Origin of the sequence: Bacillus sp. 95MFCvi2.1 (assembly GCF_000374965.1) — a bacterium.
Taxonomy (GTDB): Bacteria; Bacillota; Bacilli; order Bacillales; family Bacillaceae_G; genus Bacillus_A; species Bacillus_A pseudomycoides.
Genome location: NZ_KB895696.1, coordinates 106,715 through 128,286 on the forward strand (window position 1 = coordinate 106,715; position 21,572 = coordinate 128,286).

General features: G+C 36.7%; 24 protein-coding genes and 1 other annotated feature. Of the genes, 20 read left to right on the forward strand and 4 right to left on the reverse strand.

Going from position 1 to position 21,572, the window contains the following annotated elements:
* The first annotated feature begins 16 nt into the window (after positions 1–16).
* The 3 genes from asnS to C568_RS32860 all read left to right on the forward strand — a co-directional run bounded on the left by asnS (position 17) and on the right by C568_RS32860 (position 2,762).
* Positions 17–1,408, forward strand: coding sequence for an asparagine--tRNA ligase (gene asnS, locus C568_RS0111980; RefSeq protein ID WP_006096202.1), 1,392 nt, complete (start codon positions 17–19; stop codon positions 1,406–1,408).
* A gap of 179 nt (positions 1,409–1,587) precedes the next feature.
* Entirely contained in the window at positions 1,588–2,505 is a 918-nt protein-coding gene (locus C568_RS0111985) for an SDR family oxidoreductase (RefSeq protein ID WP_018781637.1), read from the forward strand.
* Positions 2,506–2,627: 122 nt separating this feature from the next.
* Positions 2,628–2,762: a YuzL family protein gene (locus C568_RS32860; RefSeq protein ID WP_006096204.1), complete on the forward strand. Its 135-nt coding sequence runs from the start codon at positions 2,628–2,630 to the stop codon at positions 2,760–2,762.
* A gap of 92 nt (positions 2,763–2,854) precedes the next feature.
* On the opposite strand, the gene rnhC is transcribed toward C568_RS32860, so the two are convergent.
* Complete coding sequence (rnhC, locus tag C568_RS0111995; protein ID WP_018781638.1) at positions 2,855–3,793, reverse strand: ribonuclease HIII; 939 nt, start codon at positions 3,791–3,793, stop codon at positions 2,855–2,857.
* Positions 3,794–3,917: 124 nt separating this feature from the next.
* On the opposite strand from rnhC, the gene zapA reads away from it, so the two are divergent.
* From zapA to C568_RS0112040, 8 genes are all read left to right on the forward strand, one after another.
* Complete coding sequence (gene zapA / locus C568_RS0112000; protein ID WP_000082702.1) at positions 3,918–4,187, forward strand: cell division protein ZapA; 270 nt, start codon at positions 3,918–3,920, stop codon at positions 4,185–4,187.
* A 3-nt stretch (positions 4,188–4,190) separates the two neighbouring features.
* Complete coding sequence (locus C568_RS0112005; protein WP_003200894.1) at positions 4,191–4,730, forward strand: CvpA family protein; 540 nt, start codon at positions 4,191–4,193, stop codon at positions 4,728–4,730.
* A gap of 54 nt (positions 4,731–4,784) precedes the next feature.
* On the forward strand, positions 4,785–6,503 hold the full coding sequence (gene polX / locus C568_RS0112010) for a DNA polymerase/3'-5' exonuclease PolX (protein WP_006096206.1): 1,719 nt from the start codon (positions 4,785–4,787) through the stop codon (positions 6,501–6,503).
* Positions 6,504–6,524: 21 nt separating this feature from the next.
* A complete protein-coding gene (locus C568_RS0112015) occupies positions 6,525–8,885 on the forward strand; it encodes an endonuclease MutS2 (RefSeq protein ID WP_018781639.1) in 2,361 nt (786 codons plus the stop codon).
* 209 nt (positions 8,886–9,094) lie between these two features.
* A complete protein-coding gene (locus C568_RS0112025; protein WP_018781640.1) occupies positions 9,095–9,784 on the forward strand; it encodes a 23S rRNA pseudouridine(2604) synthase RluF in 690 nt (229 codons plus the stop codon).
* A gap of 96 nt (positions 9,785–9,880) precedes the next feature.
* Positions 9,881–10,132 (forward strand) — a binding site (T-box leader).
* A 119-nt stretch (positions 10,133–10,251) separates the two neighbouring features.
* Entirely contained in the window at positions 10,252–11,577 is a 1,326-nt protein-coding gene (brnQ6, locus tag C568_RS0112030) for a branched-chain amino acid transport system II carrier protein BrnQ6 (protein WP_018781641.1), read from the forward strand.
* Between the two features lie 318 nt (positions 11,578–11,895).
* Positions 11,896–12,483: a prolyl hydroxylase family protein gene (locus C568_RS0112035; RefSeq protein WP_018781642.1), complete on the forward strand. Its 588-nt coding sequence runs from the start codon at positions 11,896–11,898 to the stop codon at positions 12,481–12,483.
* Positions 12,484–12,911: 428 nt separating this feature from the next.
* On the forward strand, positions 12,912–14,111 hold the full coding sequence (locus C568_RS0112040) for a class I SAM-dependent rRNA methyltransferase (protein WP_018781643.1): 1,200 nt from the start codon (positions 12,912–12,914) through the stop codon (positions 14,109–14,111).
* A 93-nt stretch (positions 14,112–14,204) separates the two neighbouring features.
* Here the strand turns inward: C568_RS0112040 and C568_RS0112045 are convergent, their stop codons facing one another.
* A complete protein-coding gene (locus C568_RS0112045; protein ID WP_006096211.1) occupies positions 14,205–14,399 on the reverse strand; it encodes a YwbE family protein in 195 nt (64 codons plus the stop codon).
* Positions 14,400–14,573: a hypothetical protein gene (locus tag C568_RS34715; RefSeq protein WP_006096212.1), complete on the reverse strand. Its 174-nt coding sequence runs from the start codon at positions 14,571–14,573 to the stop codon at positions 14,400–14,402. It abuts the gene before it with no gap.
* Positions 14,574–14,742: 169 nt separating this feature from the next.
* On the opposite strand from C568_RS34715, the gene C568_RS0112055 reads away from it, so the two are divergent.
* From C568_RS0112055 to C568_RS0112090, 8 genes are all read left to right on the forward strand, one after another.
* Positions 14,743–15,435 carry a response regulator transcription factor gene (locus tag C568_RS0112055; RefSeq protein ID WP_003200910.1) on the forward strand — a complete coding sequence of 231 codons (693 nt, stop codon included), beginning with the start codon at positions 14,743–14,745 and terminating at the stop codon, positions 15,433–15,435.
* Position 15,436: 1 nt separating this feature from the next.
* The gene (locus tag C568_RS0112060) at positions 15,437–16,372 is read left to right on the forward strand and encodes a sensor histidine kinase (protein WP_006096213.1); all 936 of its coding nucleotides are present in this window, start codon (positions 15,437–15,439) and stop codon (positions 16,370–16,372) included.
* 254 nt (positions 16,373–16,626) lie between these two features.
* Positions 16,627–17,550 carry an ABC transporter ATP-binding protein gene (locus tag C568_RS0112065; protein WP_026008453.1) on the forward strand — a complete coding sequence of 308 codons (924 nt, stop codon included), beginning with the start codon at positions 16,627–16,629 and terminating at the stop codon, positions 17,548–17,550.
* The gene (locus C568_RS0112070; protein WP_018781644.1) at positions 17,543–18,226 is read left to right on the forward strand and encodes an ABC transporter permease; all 684 of its coding nucleotides are present in this window, start codon (positions 17,543–17,545) and stop codon (positions 18,224–18,226) included. The genes C568_RS0112065 and C568_RS0112070 overlap by 8 nt, the downstream gene beginning before the upstream one ends.
* A gap of 95 nt (positions 18,227–18,321) precedes the next feature.
* The gene (locus C568_RS0112075; RefSeq protein WP_018781645.1) at positions 18,322–19,026 is read left to right on the forward strand and encodes an ABC transporter permease; all 705 of its coding nucleotides are present in this window, start codon (positions 18,322–18,324) and stop codon (positions 19,024–19,026) included.
* Positions 19,027–19,081: 55 nt separating this feature from the next.
* Positions 19,082–19,423 (forward strand): DUF4097 family beta strand repeat-containing protein, encoded by a 342-nt coding sequence (locus tag C568_RS0112080; protein WP_018781646.1) that lies wholly within the window; start codon positions 19,082–19,084, stop codon positions 19,421–19,423.
* A gap of 65 nt (positions 19,424–19,488) precedes the next feature.
* A complete protein-coding gene (locus C568_RS0112085; RefSeq protein WP_231398715.1) occupies positions 19,489–19,803 on the forward strand; it encodes a hypothetical protein in 315 nt (104 codons plus the stop codon).
* Between the two features lie 54 nt (positions 19,804–19,857).
* Entirely contained in the window at positions 19,858–20,550 is a 693-nt protein-coding gene (locus tag C568_RS0112090; protein ID WP_018781648.1) for an ABC transporter permease, read from the forward strand.
* A 65-nt stretch (positions 20,551–20,615) separates the two neighbouring features.
* On the opposite strand, the gene C568_RS0112095 is transcribed toward C568_RS0112090, so the two are convergent.
* Positions 20,616–21,119 carry a DinB family protein gene (locus C568_RS0112095; RefSeq protein ID WP_018781649.1) on the reverse strand — a complete coding sequence of 168 codons (504 nt, stop codon included), beginning with the start codon at positions 21,117–21,119 and terminating at the stop codon, positions 20,616–20,618.
* 122 nt (positions 21,120–21,241) lie between these two features.
* On the opposite strand from C568_RS0112095, the gene C568_RS0112100 reads away from it, so the two are divergent.
* Positions 21,242–21,544 carry an RNA polymerase sigma factor gene (locus C568_RS0112100; RefSeq protein WP_018781650.1) on the forward strand — a complete coding sequence of 101 codons (303 nt, stop codon included), beginning with the start codon at positions 21,242–21,244 and terminating at the stop codon, positions 21,542–21,544.
* Positions 21,545–21,572: the final 28 nt, after the last annotated feature.

Sequence of the window (21,572 nt, forward strand, 5' to 3'; positions counted from 1 at the left end):
AAAGGAGAATTTCACTATGGAAAACACATTAGTAAAAAGTCTGTATAGAGATACAGATAAATACGCAGATCAAACAGTACAAGTATCAGGTTGGATTCGTAACTTACGTGATTCAAAAGCATTTGGTTTCATCGAATTAAACGATGGTAGCTTCTTCAAAAGCGTTCAAATCGTTTTCGATACAGAATTAGATAACTTCAAAGAAATTGCAAAACTTCCACTTAGCTCTTCAGTTAAAGTAGAAGGTAAGCTAGTTGCAACCCCTGGAGCGAAGCAACCATTTGAAATTAAAGCAGAAAAAATTGACATCGAGGGCTTATCAGATTCTGATTACCCACTTCAAAAGAAGCGTCACACGTTTGAATACTTACGTACAATCGCTCATTTACGTCCAAGAACAAATGCATTCTCTGCAACATTCCGCGTGCGTTCTATCGCAGCGTTTGCAATCCACCAATTCTTCCAAGAGCGTGGATTCGTACATGTTCACACACCAATTATTACTGGTAGTGATACAGAAGGTGCGGGCGAAATGTTCCGCGTAACAACGCAAGATATGAACAACTTACCAAAAGGTGAAGACGGAAAAGTTGATGAATCAAAAGACTTCTTCGGAAAAGAAACAAACTTAACAGTAAGTGGACAGCTTAATGCGGAAGCTTATGCATTAGCGTTCCGTGATGTATACACATTCGGACCTACATTCCGCGCAGAAAACTCAAACACAACTCGCCACGCAGCTGAGTTCTGGATGGTGGAGCCTGAGATTGCATTCGCTGAACTTGAAGATGTAATGGATCTTACAGAAGATATGCTGAAATATGCAATGAAATATGTACTAGAGCATGCACCAGAAGAGATGGAATTCTTCAACAGCTTTGTCGATAAAACAGTTCTAGAGCGCATGAACAACGTAATTAACTCTGACTTCGGCCGTATCACATATACAGAAGCAATTAAAGTGCTTCAAGAGTCAGGTGCAGACTTCAAATATCCAGTAGAATGGGGTATTGATTTACAAACAGAGCACGAAAGATACTTGTCAGAAGAAATCTTCAAACGCCCTGTATTCGTAACTGACTATCCGAAAGACATTAAAGCATTCTACATGCGTATGAATGATGACGGTAAAACAGTAGCTGCTACTGACCTTCTAGTTCCTGGCATCGGCGAATTAATCGGCGGTAGCCAACGTGAAGAAAGAATGGATGTTTTAGTAGATAGAATTAAAGAATTAGGCATGAATGAAGAAGACTATTGGTGGTACTTAGAACTTAGAAAATATGGCGGTACAAAACACGCTGGATTCGGTCTAGGTTTCGAACGTTTCCTAATGTACATCACTGGTATGGCGAACATCCGTGACGTAATTCCATTCCCAAGAACTCCAGGTTCTTCGGAGTTTTAAGATAAAAAAGCGAGAGCAATTGCTCTCGCTTTTTTATTTAGAAGAGGATGTAACCAGAGCTCAAATCTATAAAGTATTTTGAGATAGGATAAAAAATATTGTTCATAGTTCCCTTTTCATTTCATATATAGTAAAACGAATGAAACAATTATGAAAATCGTGAGAGGGGTTTTGTGGTGATGGGGGGAATTACCAGTCGTTTAGAGTGGACGGTGCGTGACAAGTATGTAGTAATCACTGGCGCGACAAGTGGTATTGGGCTAGCGGCAGCTAAGGTACTTGCGGAGCGTGGTGCCAAGCTAGGAATCATTGCACGTAATGAAGCAAAAGTAAATGATATTGTGACTCAAATTAAGGGTTTAGCGGATGGGAATACAGTGGTAGACGTATTTCTAGCTGATATGGATTCCCAGCGGTCTATACGCCAAGTAGCTACTGATATTTTAGAAAAGTGCCCTAGAATAGATATATTAGTTAATAATGCGGGTGCTTTATTTCAAACACGGCAACTTACGGAGGACGGTTTGGAGATGACCTGGGCGGTTAACCATTTAGGTCCATTTCTACTTACTAATTTGCTGCTTGATCGTTTAAAGGAAAGTGCCCCTGCTCGCGTCATTACTACCGCATCTCATGGTCATAAAATGGCTAAAAAGGGAATTGATTTCAGTGATTTAGATGCAGAACAACTTTATCGTGGTGTTAAGAAATTAATGGGTGGTCCTACGATGCGTTATGGGCAAACAAAACTGGCTAACATTTTATTCACTTCTGAGTTGGCACGGCGGCTAGAGGGAACAGGTGTCACAGCTTACTGCTTCGACCCGGGACTGGTGGCCACGAATTTCAATCAGGATAATGGTTTTGTAGCTCGCTTAACTATGGCAGCAATGAAACCTTTCTCTCGTACTCCTGAAGAGGGCGCTGAAACTTTAGTGTGGCTGGCAGAAGCAATCGATGTTACCAAACATAGTGGCGGTTACTATGCCGATAGGCAAGTGAAAACACCATCTGAGGTTGCATTGGATATGGATGCCGCAAAGCGTCTATGGGATATTAGTGAAGAACAGACTCGTTCCTCAGGAAAGTATACTTAGCGTTAATAGAAATGAAAGTGGAAGAGCGATTTTCTATTGCTTGAGTAAGCAGTGTATATTCTGATTGTTAGGCTGCATAGTTTCTCACCTCTAAGCAAAAAGTAACGTTGGGGGTGAACAAAATGGGTAAAAAAGTAAAAAAAGATCCTTCTAGAGCAGGTCTTGGTTCTCCGCAAGTTGAAGGTCAAGGAACTACAACATACGAAACGGGTTCCTTTAAAGTACCTTCATCAAATAAGAGGCAAAAACGAAGCTAAACATATAAATAAGAGTAGTCATGTCGACTACTCTTATTTATATGTTTTTATTTTGTTTAGTTCATTTATATATTGTCGATACTAAAAAATAGCTATTTTTTCAACAAACGAAATGCTTTTTCCGTATTTGCAAAGTGAAGCTTTACAAACTCAGGAAGGTGTTCTTTTCCTAGTTTTTGAATCAATTTAGCTGCGGCAATATCAACTTGCTTGCCCGCTCCTTTCGGAAGTGGCATACCTGCTTTTTTACTTAGTTCATCAAACTGTTTTACGAATGAGTAACGAGCTAAAATGGAAGCTGCGGCAACTGCTAAATGGACACTTTCGCCTTTGGTTGCAAAATACACGTTTTCACGCTGTACTTCTTTTTGTTTTGTTAAGTATTTATAATATGTATCAGGTTGTGTAAATTGGTCAATTAGGATGCCTTCTGGCTTTGTCGGCGCAATCTTTTTTAGTAAATTTGTAAGAGCTTTATTGTGTAAGAGCGCTTTTAGTTTACCTTGATTGTTCCCTTTTTCGAACAGTTCGTTATATTTTTCATTATGCAAAACGAGAGAGCTGTAAGGAACAACGCTAAGTAGTTGCTTTGCAATTTCAGCAATTTGCGCATCGTTTAAATTTTTAGAGTCTTTTACACCAAGTTCTTTTAACAATGGAATTTGCTTTGCATCTACATATACAGCAACAACTGTCATCGGTCCGAAGTAATCTCCAGTACCTACTTCATCGGATCCTGCTATAGACATTGTTCCAATGGAAGAAGGCGGAGCATAGCGGTGTGAATTTGCTGTTTTCTTAACAGAAGATTTAGGTGCTTGAGAAACATTTTGCCAACGTGCAGCTTCTTCCTGAGCACGAATACCTTGAAACATTACTTTACCTGATTTATAGGCTGTAATTGTACAAGATGGGACTTTTGCCATAAAGACACCGCCTTGCGGAACTTTTGGGCTAATAGCTTGTTTATACTGCTGTTTCATGTCTTCAATTGCTCTAGAACTTGTTTGGATTACGATAGAATTTGACAAAGTAGTCGCTCCTTTTTTTATATTGTTATTTTTATCATATCGGATTGTTCTTTCTGTTTCCATATTATGATTGTTCATGGTATGATAAACTTTAGGATTCTGTACGTGATTGGAGGCCGGTGAGTTGTCACAACAAAAGGGAAATAAAAGTCGAATTAATGTAGAAATCTATGGTCAACAATATTCAGTTGTTGGCGATGAAAGTACAAGTCATATCCGCATGGTAGCAGCGATTGTGGATGATAAAATGCGCGAACTCAATGCCAAGAATCCTTCGCTTGATACGAGTAGACTAGCGGTATTGACGGCGGTAAACGTCATACACGATTACATAAAATTAAAAGATGAACATGAAAAATTGAAAGAAAGTATGACAAAAAAAGGAATGGAATAAAACATGATTGATATTATTATCATTTTACTGCTTGTTATGGGATTTTTCCTTGGTTTAAAAAGAGGATTTGTCCTGCAACTTGTAAAGTTAACAAGCTTTATTATCGCATACCTTGTTGCATACTGGTACTGCAAAGATTTAGCACCAACGTTTGAGAAATTTATTCCATATCCATTTGATAAGAATGTATCTGTTCCAGAATGGATTGATGCGAATAATATCGAAGCAGTATTCTATCAAGCAATTGCGTTCATTGTATTATTTATTATTACAAGAATCGCACTTTCATTGCTTGGGAATTTGCTGAATATGTTTACAGAAATCCCAGTTATAAAACAGGTGAATGCGTTTGCTGGGGCACTTCTTGGCTTTTTAGAAGTGTACATTATTTTGTTTGTCTTAATTATTATTGGAACAATTCTTCCGATTGAACAAGTACAAACGCCACTGCAAAAATCATCAATCAGCAAAATAATTGTAGACGATACACCGATTCTTTCTGAAAAGGTGAAGGAACTATGGCAGACAGGTAGCAAAGTATAACTTCTCTTTTCTCTGAAAGAGAAGTTTTTTCTATGAAAGAAAGGCGGGGCAAGAATGAAAGTAAATAAAAAACAAGTGATTAAATTACTGGAGACAATCGGCCTTTTTATGGAACTTAAGGGCGCAAATCCATTTAAAATATCCGCATTTCGTAAAGCGGCAGCAGCATTAGAAAGCGATGATCGTAGTCTTTCTGAAATTGAAGATTTTACAAAGATTCCGGGCATTGGAAAAGGAACAGCGGCAGTTATTCAAGAATATATTGAAGCGGGAACTTCAGAAGTATTGGAGGAACTTGAAAAAGAAGTGCCGAGCAGCCTATTACCATTATTAAAATTACCGGGGCTTGGTGGCAAGAAAGTAGCAAAGTTGTACAAAGAGCTTGGCATTATTGATATGGAAACATTGCAAAGGGCTTGTGAAGAAAATAAAGTACAGGTATTAGCAGGGTTCGGTAAGAAAACGGAAGAGAAAATATTAGAAGCGATTGCTCAAGTTGGATCTCGTCCAGAGCGTTTACCGATTGCAATGGTCCTACCTATTGCCGGGGAAATAGAAGAGAAATTGTCGAATATCCAGGAAATTGTTCGATTCTCTCGCGCTGGTAGTTTACGACGCGTTCGCGAAACAGTGAAAGATTTAGATTTCATCATTGCAACGACAGAGCCAGCAGCGGTACGTGAACATTTATTACAGTTTGATAATATGATTGAAGTCATTGCAAGTGGTGATACAAAAGTATCCGTTCGACTTCAATATGAATATGATATTTCGATTGATTTCCGTCTTGTAAAACCTGAGGAATTTATTACAACTCTTCATCATTTCACAGGTTCAAAAGATCATAACGTAAGAATGCGCCAAATTGCGAAAGATAAAGGTGAAAAGATTAGTGAGTACGGTGTGGAAAACTTAGAAACGGGTGAAGTGAAGACGTTTGAAACAGAAGAAGCATTTTTTGCTCATTTTGGATTGCCGTTCATTCCACCAGAAGTACGTGAAGATGGAAAAGAGGTCGAATTAATTAAAGAATATCCGAATTTAATTCAGTTCTCTGACATACAAGGTGATTTACATATGCATACAACATGGAGCGACGGTGCTTTTTCCATTGAAGAAATGGTACAAGCGTGCCGAGGGCGTGGGTATAAATTTATGGCAATTACTGATCACTCGCAATATTTGAAAGTAGCAAATGGTTTAACGAAAGAGCGTCTTCGTGAACAAGGAAAAGAGATTGAGCGCATTAACGAAAAATACCCGGATATCACAATTTTACGCGGAATCGAAATGGACATTTTACCAGATGCAACGCTAGATTTTGATGATGAAGTATTAGCAGAACTTGATTATGTAATTGGTGCAATCCACTCTAGTTTCTCACAAGACCGTGAAACGATTATGAAACGTTTGCGCACAGCAATTGAAAATAAGCATGTTACAATGATTGCCCACCCAACAGGTCGTCTCCTTGGACGACGCGAAGGGTATGATGTAGATACAGATTTACTCATTGAACTTGCGAAAGAAACAGATACAGTTTTAGAGTTAAATGCGAATCCGAACCGATTAGATTTAAGCGCAAAATTACTAAAGCAAGCGCAAGATGCTGGTGTGAAAGTAGCAATTAATACCGATGCTCATACACTTGAAATGTTAGAAGATATGGAAACAGGTGTAGCGGCAGCACGTAAAGGCTGGATTCAAAAAGATACTGTGATTAACACATGGGATATTAAACGTTTATTAGATTTTATTAAACGGAATAAGTAACACAAGGGGGACAGGCAACTTATGTTAGAACGAACGTTGCGTGTATTAGAATATAACAAAGTAAAAGAACAATTACTTGAGCATGTTGCTTCTTCACTTGGTCGTGATAAAGTGAAGAGCCTTGTGCCAAGTACAGATTTTGAAGAAATTGTAGAAATGCAAGAGACAACGGATGAAGCAGCAAAAGTCATTCGCTTAAAAGGACATGTGCCGCTCGGTGGGATTTTTGATATTCGTCCAAATGTAAAACGTGCGAAAATTGGAAGTATGTTAAGTCCACATGAACTTCTTGATATTGCAAGTACGATGTATGGTAGCCGCCAAATGAAGCGATTTATTGAAGATATGGTTGATAATGGCGTAGAGCTTCCAATCTTAGAAACCTATGTGGCGCAAATTGTGTCTCTATATGATTTAGAAAAGAAAATTACAAGCTGCATTGGTGATGGTGGCGAAGTAGTTGATAGTGCCAGTGATAAACTGCGCGGTATCCGTAACCAAATCCGTACTGCGGAAAGCCGCATTCGTGAGAAACTTGAAAATATGACGCGATCTTCTAATGCACAGAAGATGCTATCAGATGCAATCGTAACAATTCGTAATGATCGCTATGTAATTCCTGTGAAGCAAGAATACCGCGGTGTTTATGGTGGTATTGTTCATGACCAATCGGCATCTGGACAAACGTTATTTATTGAGCCACAAGTCATTGTGGAACTAAATAACGCATTGCAAGAAGCACGCGTGAAAGAAAAACAAGAAGTAGAGCGCATCTTAATGGTGTTAACAGAAGAAGTAGCACTAGAAGCAGATACTGTATTAGCAAACGTAGAGGTTATTGCGAATCTTGATTTCATTTTTGCGAAAGCATTTTATGCAAAGCGAATCAAAGCTACAAAACCAATTGTAAATAATGAACGCTATATGAATTTAAGACAAGCACGTCATCCGCTTATCGACCCGGAAATCATTGTGCCAAACGATATTATGCTTGGTAAAGACTTCACAACAATCGTTATTACAGGTCCGAATACAGGTGGTAAGACAGTTACATTAAAAACAGTCGGTATCTGTGTATTAATGGCGCAATCTGGCCTTCATATTCCAGTATTAGACGAATCTGAGATTTGTGTGTTTAAAAACATTTTTGCTGATATCGGTGATGAACAATCGATTGAACAAAGCTTAAGTACGTTCTCCTCACATATGGTGAACATTGTAGATATTTTAGAAAAAGCTGACTTTGAAAGCTTAGTATTATTCGATGAATTAGGTGCCGGAACAGACCCACAAGAAGGGGCTGCGCTTGCCATTTCAATCTTAGATGAAGTATATAACCGCGGAGCGCGCGTTGTCGCAACAACGCATTATCCAGAGCTAAAAGCATATGGTTACAATCGTGAACAAGTTATTAACGCAAGTGTTGAGTTTGATGTAAATACATTAAGCCCAACGTATAAATTATTAATCGGTGTACCAGGACGCAGTAACGCTTTTGAAATTTCCAAACGCCTTGGATTATCTGATCGCGTGATTGACCGTGCTCGTAATCATATTGGTACAGATACGAATAAAATCGAAAATATGATTGCGAAGCTAGAAGAAAGTCAAAAAAATGCAGAGCGCGAATGGAACGAAGCAGAAGAGCATCGTAAACAATCTGAAAAACTTCATCGTGAATTACAGCGTCAAATCATTGAATTTAACGATGAGCGTGATGAAAGATTATTAAAAGCGCAAAAAGAGGGCGAAGAAAAAGTAGAAGCTGCGAAAAAAGAAGCAGAAGGTATCATTCATGAACTTCGTCAACTGCGTAAAGCGCAGCTTGCAAGCGTGAAAGATCATGAGCTCATTGAAGCGAAAAGTCGTCTAGAAGGGGCAGCGCCAGAGCTTGTGAAAAAACAAAGAGTAAAAGTGAAAAACACAGCGCCAAAACAACAATTGCGAGCAGGCGACGAAGTGAAAGTATTAACATTCGGTCAAAAAGGACAGCTGCTGAAAAAAGTAAGCGATAATGAGTGGAACGTCCAAATTGGTATTCTGAAGATGAAAGTGAAAGAATCCGATATGGAGTACATTAATACGCCACAACCGGTTGAGAAGAAAGCAGTGGCGACTGTTAAGGGAAGAGACTATCACGTTTCCTTAGAGCTTGACCTTCGTGGCGAGCGTTTTGAAAATGCGATGATGCGCGTTGAAAAATATTTAGATGATGCACAGCTTGCAAACTATCCACGTGTATCCATCATTCACGGAAAAGGAACAGGAGCACTTCGCCAAGGTGTACAAGACTACTTGAAAAAACATCGCGGCGTGAAAAACTACCGTTACGGTGACATGGGCGAGGGAGGCCTAGGCGTAACAGTTGTCGAATTAAAATAACACAAAACCAAGCAAAAGGGGAAACCATTATATGTTTATGGACAAACTTGCAAAAGTATTGTTAGCTTGTTGCGGAATATTTTTGGTGATTGGGGTTATTTATTTAGTGGTTTTTGCGAAGTAAGGGAGCGTCAATCTCGGCATCAGTATACCGCCTGAGATTGATGCTTTTTCTTTTCGGATAATCTATAAGAAAAAAGGAATATGACATGAAAATTAACCAATTTATAAGCGAAGCATTATCCTGCTCAAGGCGAGAAACAGACCGCCTTATTAAAGCGGACCTCGTGGCAATTAACGGTGAAGTGTGTACGCACGGTACGATTGTTACAGAGAATGATATTGTAACGATTGATGGCAAAACGATTGAAAAAGAGGACAAAGAAAAAATCTACATTGCCTTCCATAAACCAGTTGGCATTACTTGTACAGCTGCGGATCATATTGACGGGAATATCATCGAGTATATCAATCATCCCGAAAGAATCTTTCCAGTTGGCCGCTTAGATAAAGCGTCGGAAGGATTGATTTTGTTAACGAATGATGGAAGGATTGCCAATCAAATTTTACACGGAGATTATGAGCATGAAAAAGAATATATTGTAACGGTCGATAAGCCATTTGCAGATTGGTTTATTGACGGAATGTCCCGTGGCGTGAAGATTAAAGATGGAATAACGAAGCAGTGTAAAGTGACACGAGTAAATAGTTCTACATTTCGAATTATTTTAACGCAAGGAATGAACAGACAAATTCGTCGAATGAGCCGTGCTTTTGGATATACAGTAACAAAACTGAAGCGCGTACGAATTATGAATATTAAGCTTGATGGATTAGAGGCTGGAGAGTGGCGGAATGTCACAGTGCAAGAGTTACAGGAATTATTGAAGCAGTTATAGTTGTTTTTCTGTGTTTATTTTTAAAAAAATAAAACTATTGATTTTTTTAAAAATAGCCCATATAATAAAAAACAACAATATTCGACAATATATTTTATAAAAGTAATGATGAGGACACGAGTTATTTTTTACGATTCTCAGAGAGGGGAGCCTTAGGCTGTGAGCTTCCTAATACGAAAAGATACACTTACCACCTCTAAACTTCAAGAGTGAACGGCATGATGCATTGTAATTCTTGACGGATAAAACCGTTATCAATTTACACGAGCTATAAAATGAGTTTATTTCGTTATACATTCATTTTATTAGAATAAGGGTGGAACCACGATTTCAACACTCGTCCCTTTGTTAGGGACGAGTGTTTTTTGCGTTCTTTTATAGGGGAAGTAGGATTGAAAGAGGAAATGTAACGAGTTTTTATTTCTGAATATTTTGTCTATTTATTGATTTTTAGGAGGTAAATGAAAATGAAATCATCTTTAAAGTTATCTGAGATGTTTGCAATAAGTTTAATGTTATTTGCACTATTCTTCGGCGCAGGTAATATGATTTTTCCACCAGCGTTAGGACAAGGTGCTGGAACAGATGTATGGATTGCGTTGTTTGGTTTTATCATTACAGGGGTAGGACTTCCTTTACTAGGGGTTATTGTCATTGCTTTAAAAGGAGATATCAATGAATTAGCAGGTCGCGTGCATCCGTTATTTGCACTTGTTTTTACAGTTGCGATTTATTTATGTTTAGGTGTATTTGTCAGCGTTCCGCGTACAGGAACGGTTGCTTATGAGATGGGAGTCGCTCCATTTTTATCAAGTTCAGTAGCGAGCCAAGCATATCCACTTGTTATCTTTACATTCATTTTCTTTGCAGTTACTTTCTATTTAGCATTAAACCCTTCAAAATTAGTAGGGCGCATCGGAAAAGTATTAACACCAATTTTATTAGCTGTCATTGCAATTATTGTTATTAAAGCACTTATTACACCAATTGGAGAGTTCGGTGCACCGACAGAAACATACAAAGATCCACTGTTTAAAGGATTTATTGATGGATATTTAACATTAGACGGATTAGCAGCACTTGTTTTCGGAAATGTGGTTATCAATGCTTTAAAAGGAAAAGGGATTACAAATAAGAAAAGTATTGCGAAAGTAACAATCTTTGCAGGAATTATTGCAGCACTTGGCTTACTTATCGTTTACTTAGCACTTGCTTACCTTGGGGCTTCTAGTGTATCGCTTGGAATGGGAGAAAACGGCGGTGTTATTTTAACAAACGTTGTTCATCATTTATTTGGAAATTACGGCACACTACTACTTGGGGTAGCAATTGCGGCTGCATGTTTAACAACTTCTGTTGGGATTGTCGCAGCTTGTGGAGATTTTTTCTCAGCACTACTACCAAAGCTGTCTTATCAAAAAGTTGTTTTTATCTTCTGCGTGCTAGCATTTATGGTAGCAAACCTAGGTTTAACACAATTAAATGCATTAGCATTACCAATCTTAATAGCAATCTATCCAATCGGAATCGTATTAATCATATTATCGCTAATTGAAAATTACCTTCGTATCCCGTTGGCAATGTATGTGGGTGGTATTATAGGAGCATTTGTTATTAGCTTTTTCGATGGATTAAATAATGCACACATTCAAATTGCAGCATTAGCGCCGATTTTAGAAAAAGTTCCGTTTTATAGTGTAGGGATTGGATGGTTAATTCCAGGAATGATCGGTATGTTTGTTGGGTATGTTGTTTCGGCTTTTCAGAAGCGAGAAGTTGTTGTAGGGAAATAAGGTAAAGAGGCTTTCTTTGAAAGAAAGTCTCTTTTTTTTGTAGAAAAGCTTACATATATAGAAAGTGAGATGTTGGGAAATGTACCCCGCATTACTGCCTGTAAAAGCCCGATTGGTGAGGGCCAATAATCAGTGGGGGATGAAGAAAATCCCCACCGATTAAAGTTTCACTTTATCTAAATCTATTGTTCATTGACGAAGGAGTTTTCAAGCTAAAAAAGACTGTCATTTTATTAATCCTTGTTTGTAACACCTATTCAGTTTCACCCACATAATATAATATCGTCGTTCAATAAAGTTTGAGGAGGAATACACCTTATGAATAAAAAGCCAATTGTTCTCCATGATGAGCCTTTTGTAGCCCAGTATGAACAAATAATTACACCAGCAGAATGCCAAGAGTTAATCGAACTATCTAAAAAGCACATCCAACCCGCACAAGCCTATGGACATACAGGGGAACGGAAATCAGATTTTACTTGGCTTCCACACTATTCACATGGACTTGTTAGTCAAGTATCTGAACTTATTGCTACTGCTATGCCCTTGCCGCTTAATCACGCTGAGCCATTACAAGCAGCGAGATATGAAGTTGGGGGGAAATTTGATGCTCATATTGATTGTTATGGTACCTGGCACGAAGATGGGAGGAACCGAGTTGAACAAGGGGGACAACGACTTTATACAGCTATTCTTTATTTGAATACAGTTCATGCAGGTGGAGAAACTTTTTTTCCCTCTCTGAATCTTACAGTTACTCCAAGCGAAGGGAAATTATTAGTTTTTGAAAATTGTAAAAGAGGGACAAATGAACCACATCCCCTTTCATTGCATGAAGGTTGTGCGGTACATGAAGGAGAAAAATGGATTGCTACATTATGGTTTCGTGAAAAACCACAATATTAAAAATCTATTATTTGGTTTTTGAGAGAAATGAAAGTTTTTGTTTATTCTTGTTTATGTAGAGGGTTTTTCCGTTGGACAGTGCTCTAAGACTGATCTTTAGATAAGAGTCTCATCTTTTACATCGTATAAAGTGAAACTTTAATCAGTAGGGATTTTCTTCATCCTCCACTGATTATTGGCCCTCACCAATCGGGCTTTTACGGGCAGTTGATCTCCCACCTAACTTCTTTGCTTTTGCCGAATTTTGAGATGGGAGTCTTACTGCCCGCAAATAGCGGGATAAATATATAACAGTCGTTCTAGGCAACGAGCTGGTTGTACTCGCAAAGCAATAATATGGTATAGTGAAACGAGGCTGTTTTTTCAGTCTCGTTTTTTAAATGCTTCCTATAGAATAGAAAGCATTCAAATGGAAAGGAAGACATTACATGCGATCAGAAGTAACTGTAAAGATAAAACCGAAATTTATAAAAGAAATTAAAAGTGGCTATCCACTTATTTTAAAAGATGCAATTCAAAACTTAAATGATATACGTGAAGAGGGGGCAATCATCAAAATTGTTGATGAGAAGAACCAATTTCTTGGTAAAGGATATTACGGAAAGCAAAATAAAGGATATGGCTGGATTTTAACAAGAAAAGAGCAGGAGCACATTGACCAAGCTTTCTTTGAAAGAAAAATCAAATCAGCGTTACATAAGAGAAAAGGTTTTTACAAATCGAATGACACGACTGCATTCCGCGCTGTAAATGGTGAAGGTGATGGCCTTGGTGGTTTAATCATCGATTATTACGATGGCTATTATGTAATTAGCTGGTATAGTGAAGGGATTTATTCTTTTAAAGATGAAATCATTGGGGCTCTTCAAAAAGTAGCAAACTTTAAAGGAATCTACCAGAAGAAGCGTTTTGATACAAAAGGAAAGTATATGGAAGACGATGATTTTGTTGCTGGAGAGCGCGGCGAGTTCCCAATCATCGTGAAAGAGAACGGTGTAAACTTTGCCGTGTATTTAAATGATGGTGCGATGGTTGGCGTATTCTTAGATCAGCGTAACGTTCGAAAACAAATTCGTGACACATACGCGAAAGGTAAAACAGTGTTAAATATGTTCTCTTATACAGGTGCTTTCTCTGTATTCGCAGCGCTTGGCGGAGCGACAAAAACAACAAGTGTTGATCTTGCGAATCGTAGTTTAAGTAAAACAATTGAACAATTTAGCTTGAACGGCATTGACTATGAAGCACAAGATATTATTGTAGAAGACGTTTTCCATTACTTTAAATACGCAGCGAAGAAACAGATGAAGTTTGACATGGTTGTATTAGATCCACCAAGCTTTGCACGGTCTAAAAAATATACATTTAGTGCAGCAAAAGACTATAAAAACCTATTAAAAGAAACAATCTCCATTACAGAAAACAACGGTATTATCGTTGCTTCTACAAACTGCAGTACATTTGATATGAAAAAATTTAAAGGCTTTATTGATACAGCCTTCAAAGAAATGAATGGCAAATATAAAATATTAGAAGAATATTCTTTGCCAGAAGATTTCCGTACGATTGACCAATTTAAAGAAGGCGACTATTTAAAGGTTGTTTTTATTGAAAAAATTAAAGGATAATTAAAATATATCAACATTTTGACAAAGGATATCGATTTACAGATAAAAAACGATATAAGAAAAGGAGCTCAATTTCAAAATGAGCTCCTTTTCCTATTGAACAATATGCTGCACTCTGCCAACTTGTCCGTCTTGTAAGCGCACTTTAATACCGTGCGGATGAGACGGTGAGTTTGTCAAAATATCTTTTACAATCCCTCTAGTGAGTGTACCAGTACGTTGGTCTTTTTTTAAGACAATATCAACTTCAAGACCTGGTGAAATGTTAGCTCGTTTTTGCCCGTTCATTTACACACCTGTACGTCTACGTTGGTTGTTCGTTTTCTTCGTTTGTTGGTTTTGTAGTTTTTTCGTTGCTTGACTTTGATTTGCAGTATTTGCTCCGTTTCCATTTCCTTGCTTTTTCTTTGCAAGTTGTTCGCGCATTAAATCAGCTAAGCTTACTTTTTTATTTTCTGACATGGTAAAACTCCTTTATATTAGGTTAATTGTAAACAATAGTTGTGAGTTCCATCATAACATTGTTATGAAAAGAAATGAAGTCGGATTGAATTTTCATATAATTCTTTTCACCTTTATTGACTTCAGTTACAATTAAATTGTTAATGTTTGTAAAAAAGGGGGTAGAAGCATGTCACATCATATTTTGTTAGTGGAAGATGATAGCTCTATTCAAGAAATGGTCGAGAAATATTTAACTAAAGAGGGCTTTCAAATAACAATTGCATCTGATGGAGAAGAAGGAGTTCTCACATTTCTAAAAGGCTCATTTGATTTAATCATTCTCGATATCATGATGCCAAAGCTAGACGGATTAGAAGTTGTGAGAATCATTCGCGAAAAAAGTGCTGTGCCGATTTTAATGATGTCCGCAAAAGATACGGATGTGGATAAGGCGGTCGGTTTAGGACTTGGAGCAGATGACTACATCTGTAAACCATTTTCTATGATTGAACTGGCAGCTCGGGTAAAGGCAAGCATTCGAAGATCTACAAAGTATTCAGCCACGGAGCAGAAAGAAGAAACGATTGAGATTGGTGATTTAAAAATTGATCTGATTAATTTCACTGTGCAAAAAAAAGAAAAACAGCTAAAATTGACTTTGAAAGAATTTGAGATTTTAAAACTATTTGTGAAGAATCAAAATCGTGTATTTACAAAAGCACAAATCTATAACCTGATTTGGAATGAAGAATATTATGGTGATGATAACGTGATTAATGTTCACATGAGACGGTTGCGTGAAAAGATTGAAGATGATCCTTCTAATCCAGAATATATTAAAACATTATGGGGCATTGGCTATAAGTTGGAAGTGATGTAGTATGATCTCTCTTTTAACGATCGTTATCTTCATATTATTAGGTGTTATTTATTTTCAATATAGAATACAGAAAAGTAAAAGTGCAAATGTACGCTATACATATGAAAAGTTACAGGATATTGTAAAGCAGCAAACAGGTGAGAAATTATTAGTTGTGACGGATGATAAAGAACTGCAAAAATTATTAGTAGCAATTAATCATTTATTAGATGCGAAACAAAAAACGAATGCTGATCATGCGAAGGTTGAAATTTCGATGAGAAAGATGCTTTCTAACATTTCACATGACTTAAAAACACCGCTCACTGTTATTCTTGGGTATACAGAAATGTTAAATGTGGATAAAACGATAAGTGAAGAAGAACGACAAGTATTGCTAGAAAAGGTACATTTGAAAACTTTGGAAGTAATGGAACTTATTCATAAATTTTTTGATTTGGCGAAATTAGAATCTGGAGATAAAGCAGTCGAAATGACAAAGGTGAATATGAATGAAGTATGCCGAGAAAAGATTTTAACGTTTTATGATTTAGTAACGACCAAAGGATTTGAGGTGCATATTGATATACCGGAGAAAAATGTATATGCACTTGGAAATACAGAAGTATTAGGTAGGGTGTTGAATAATTTAATATCCAATGCAATTGCGTATGGATATGATGGGAAAACACTTGGTATTACATTAAGAGATGATGATAGGTGCGTGTATGTTGATGTGTGGGACTGTGGTAAAGGAATTGATGAATCGCATATTGATAAAGTATTTGAACGCATGTATACGTTAGAAGATTCAAGGAACCGATTGTATCAAGGCAGCGGTCTTGGGCTTACGATTACAAAACGACTTGTGGAAGCGTTAGGAGGAGAAATTCATCTTTCTAGTACGCCATATAAGAAAACGGTATTTACAATTGTACTGAAAAAAATAGAGTTTTAGCTTGTAGAAAAGAGTATTCTACAAGCTTTTTTTTGAACGTAAGGAATTTGTAAGGAATGGGTAAGAAAAAAGAGATTTTCATTGTCTATGATATAAAGTGAAACTTCCATCAGTGGGGAGGCTTTATCCCCCACTGATGGTTAGTTGAATCAATCGGGCATTAACGGGCAGTTTTATCTTCCTTCGAGTTAGGGGAATCTTACTGCCCGTTAATGCGGGGGAAGTATGAAGTGGAAGCGAAAGGGGAAAATGATATGTCCTATGTATTAAAAACAAATCAGTTAACAAAAGTATTTGAGGGGAAAGAAGTAATTTCTGGGGTTAATATGCATGTGAAAAAAGGGGAGATCTACGGTTTTTTAGGGCCAAACGGTGCTGGTAAAACAACGATTATGAAGATGATTACAAATTTAATAAAACCAACGAGTGGGGATATTGAAATTTTCGGTGAGAAATTAACAGATACATCTTATGATGTGTTAAAACGTATGGGAACAATTATTGAATACCCTATTTTTTATGACAAGTTAACAGCTAAGGAAAATTTATATCTTCATTGCGAATATATGGGTTACTACGACAAGAAGGGGATCCAGCATGCATTAGACCTTGTCAATTTACATAACGTGGAGAATAAAAAGGTAAAAGATTTTTCATTAGGGATGAAACAAAGGTTAGGAATTGCCAGAGCGATTCTGACAAAGCCAGAGCTATTAATTTTAGATGAACCAATTAATGGTTTAGATCCAATTGGGATTAGAGAATTGCGTGATCTATTTAAAATGCTTTGTAAAGAATATGGAATTACTTTATTAGTATCTAGTCATATTTTAGGTGAAATGGAGCAAATGGCAGATACAATAGGGGTTATTCAAAATGGGAAATTGATAAAAGAAGTTTCAATGAACAGTATTAATGGTAAGCAAACGGAGTATATTGAAATTCACGTTCAAGATGTAAAACGAGCAGCGTATGTTTTAGAAAACAAACTACGTATAACAAATTACAAAATTCTGAGTGAGAATATCATTCGCGTGTACGAAATGACAGAGACGCAACAAGCGATTTCTAAAGCGCTCATCATGAATGACGTAGAAATTGAAAGTATAAACAAAAAGCATAGTTCATTAGAAGAATATTTCTTGAATCTCGTGAATGGAGAGGGGATCCATGCTTAATTTAATGAGACTTGAGCTTATGAAATTTAAGTTGTGGCCGGTTATTAGAGGCGCACTCATCGCAATTTGTATTCTTTCTATATGTATTCCGTTGATATTATGGGATGAAGCAGGAGTAAATGGATATAATCAAACGTTTGCAATAATTGACACGTTTTCACGAGGAGTGTTTATGATTTTTGGAGCAAGTCTAATTGCGAGATTTATTATTCAAGAGTTTCAAGAAAAGACGATGACAGTGATGTTTATGTATCCAATCAATCGTAAAAAGATGATGTTTGCAAAAATGTTTATTATCATTTGTTTTACTCTTTGCTTTATTATGATTTCAGATATTATCATTTTTAGCGTTGTTTATGTATTCAATTTGTATAAGCCAATTATTACAGGAACATTAACCGTATCAATCTTACTCCAAAATGCATTAAAGCTATTCATGAATGCATTAGCAGCAACGGGAATTAGTTTAATCCCAATATACTTTGGAATGAGAAAATATTCTGTGCGTACAACGTTTGTATCAGCGATAGTGATTGTAGCTATGTTAAATTCAGGTAGGGGGACTGAAAGTACATTGTTCGATTTTGTTGCTATTCCCATTATATTAGCTTGTATTGGTTTGTTGATTGCCTATATGGCAATAAGAAAGATTGAACAGGTAGATTTGTTTAAATAGGGCGAGTTTAAAGAATAGGAAATAGAAGATAGAAACGAAAAAGTATAACCCATTAGAAACATATTTTTAAAATCTAATGATTAGAGGAGAACAACATGCTTAAACTTATGAAACTAGAATGGAAAAAACATCGCTTATCTCGTTATTTTAAAGGAGTAGCAATTTGCATTGTAGCAATTTTCGTTGCTGTTGGTCTTATGGCATGGGGTTCTAGAGCTGAGAGTGAGCAAATGTTTCTAGATTATGCAGGATTTATGTCTTTAACAAATATTTTTATTAGAACAACATTTATGATTTTTTCAGCTGTCATTTTATCACGTTTAGTAATTGATGAATACAAAAGTAAAACGATGCAATTATTGTTTACCTATCCGTTACAACGAAAAAAACTCATGCAAGCGAAGTTAGCAATTGTTTTTGGATTTTGTTTTTGCAGCATAATCATTGCTACTTTAATCATCAATATGTTAATTTTCTTCTTAAATCCAATAATAGGATTCTTTGAAACACCTGTTAGTGTAGGTGAAATCATTGCTACAGTTCCAGCTACTTTTATTAGCGCATTTATGATGGCTGGAGTAAGTCTCATTCCTTTATATTTTGGCATGAGAAAAAAATCAACTCCTACAACGATTACCTCGTCTATATTAATAGGATTATTGATTAACTCCACTGTTTCTAATGGGGGAGGACAGCTTAGTTTGTTTGACTTCATTATAGTACCGATTGTGCTCTGTCTATTAGGTCTTGCAATTGGCTACCTTTCTTATCATAAAGTGGATAAAATAGATGTGGCTTAAATAAAAATACAATCTTGAATGAGATGTGGGCTTAAAATGAACTGGGAAATAAAACATGAAGAAAACGATATTAGCTTCTATTTTAATAATTGTAGTTGCAGGAGTAGTTTTTAGTCTCAAGGAAGTAGGGACAAAGAGTTTTGAAAAAGAAAATTCTTTTGCAGTAGATAGTGTAGAAGAAATAGAAATAAATAACGAAAATTGGGATGTTGCGTTCAAAAGTGCGGAGTCAAGCAAAGTAACAATCGCAGTTGAGGGAAAACAGGAAGATAAGAAGAATGATCCTGTAACAATGAAAAAGGATGGAAAGAAAATTGTAGTGAATCAGAAAGAGCGAAAGGAAGGTTTTGCGGGAGGATTCAGTTTTGGAAAGAAAGGCACTATATATATCAAATAATAATTAGAAGAGGTGAATATATCATGCAGAAAAAACCAACTCGTTCCGTCAGTGACGTATTTGCTATGCTGTTTTTTTACTGTACGACGGGACTATTAAGCGTTATTGTTGTTCCAGTTTTGGCAACGATTGCGTACGGTTTCGGTTTTTGCACTGTACTTATATTTATTGCCGGTATTATTCGTTCCCTTGGAGCTACATGGGTACAAATGGATATTGGCCCTGGTTTATCAATCCCTCAGGAGTGGAGCATGGTTTTGGCTCTGAGCATAGGTGGAATCGTGGGAAGTATCGCCTATTTTAGTTGGAAGTATCTCCGTATTTATTTGAATTTTCTATCTAGAAGTTATCGTAAAGTATTACCAGTGAATAAACAATAAAATCGAGCAGGAGGAATTATTTAATAAAACATATGAACTAGGGAGGGAAATAACATGCTGCAACTAATAAAGCTAGAAATAAAGAAAAGTAAGCTCGGCTGGTATATAAAAGGTGCGATTATCGCAAATATAGTGATGGTTGCGATGTTGTTTTTTGTAAGCTATGTGTCACAAATTGAAGGGGATGTAGAATTAGGAAACCCTCAAGGTATTCTTTTAATGGCGAGTGCAATGGTAAGAGGGACGTTTATTGTCTTTGCAGGAGTATTAATTGCGAAATTAGTAATTGAAGAATATAAAAATAAAACAATATTGCTCATGTTTTCGTATCCGATTAATCGAAAAAAAATCATTGCAAGTAAGTTAGTAATTACCGCAATACTAACATTCATAACAATCTTATTATCTAACATTTTTATAGTAGGTGTCTTCTTTACAGTAAATAGCTATATTTTAGTTATTCCGAATACAATAACGATAGATGAGTTGATTCAAGAAGGTATAAAAGTGGTTCCTTTTGCCGTTACAGCTGCAGGAGCAGGGTTAATTCCATTGTATTTTGGTATGCGTAAATATTCTGTTCCAACGACGATTGTTTCTTCCTTAATTGTTGTGATGATTGCATGTCAAAGTCAGCCAGAGTTCTCATTAGCAACCTTTTTGCCACTTCAATTAGCCCTTGCGGCTATTGGTATTATGATTGCTTATTATGGAATTCGAAATATTGAGAATGAAGATGCGCTGTAAAGTTTCACATGAAACAAGTTACAGAAAAAGACAAGGTGCCCAGCTACCTTGTCTTTTTTTCGTTATTACATTTTCGGAGCTTCCATCCCAGCAGCTGTCCACTCTTCCTTAGCTGGCCCATAAATACCTGGAACCTTTAATCCAGCTTGGCGCATTAAAACAGTCATTTGACCGCGGTGATGGTTTTGATGGTTAATGAGAGTCATTAAAAATATAGAATTCGGCATTGGGCGTCCAAAAAAATCGTTGCTTGTTGTTAAATCTTTATCGGTCCACTGCGTTTGAATTGCTTCAACAAAAGCTGTGTTTACTTTACGGTAATTTTCTGCAATCGTCTTTGCGGAAGTTGGAACAGGATAATCTTTTGTTTCCCCCTCAAACTGTAAACCTGTCCCTGACAGCACTACTGGAATCGCGGTGACGATATGCCAAGCAACTCTACCTAAAGTCCAATGACCAGGTGCAATCTCTTGAGTCAACGATTCATCTGTTAATGCATCCAATACCTTTTGCGTAGAATCAGCCTCGTATTTCCACGTTTTTAGAAAGCCTTCAATTGTTTGATACATGCTATCCCTCCTATGGTTACATTCATATGGTAAATTCGTGAAAGGAGGAGATTTTTCCTTTCACGAATTAGTTATATTGTTAACATAAGATGAAAGCATCCAAAACGGGGGAATTTAAAGTATTGAGTGTAAAAGAACCAGCATATTTTAAAACGTGGATTACGAAAATATTAATTAATAAGTGTAACGATATGGTACGGAAAAATAAAGTTTTATATGTGGGAGATTACGGAGAAGTGGGTAGTGGGCACGCAGTAAAAGAAAATATGGAACAAAAGCTAGAATTTGAAAATATGCTTAGTCATTTAAGTTTAGAGTATCGACTCGTGATTGTACTCTACTATGTGAATAAATTCAAAACAAAGGAAATTGCGGAGATTTTAAATGAAAAAGAAGGAACTATAAAATCAAGACAAAAGATATAAGCCGAAAGAGAAAAAAGTTGTATGTAAT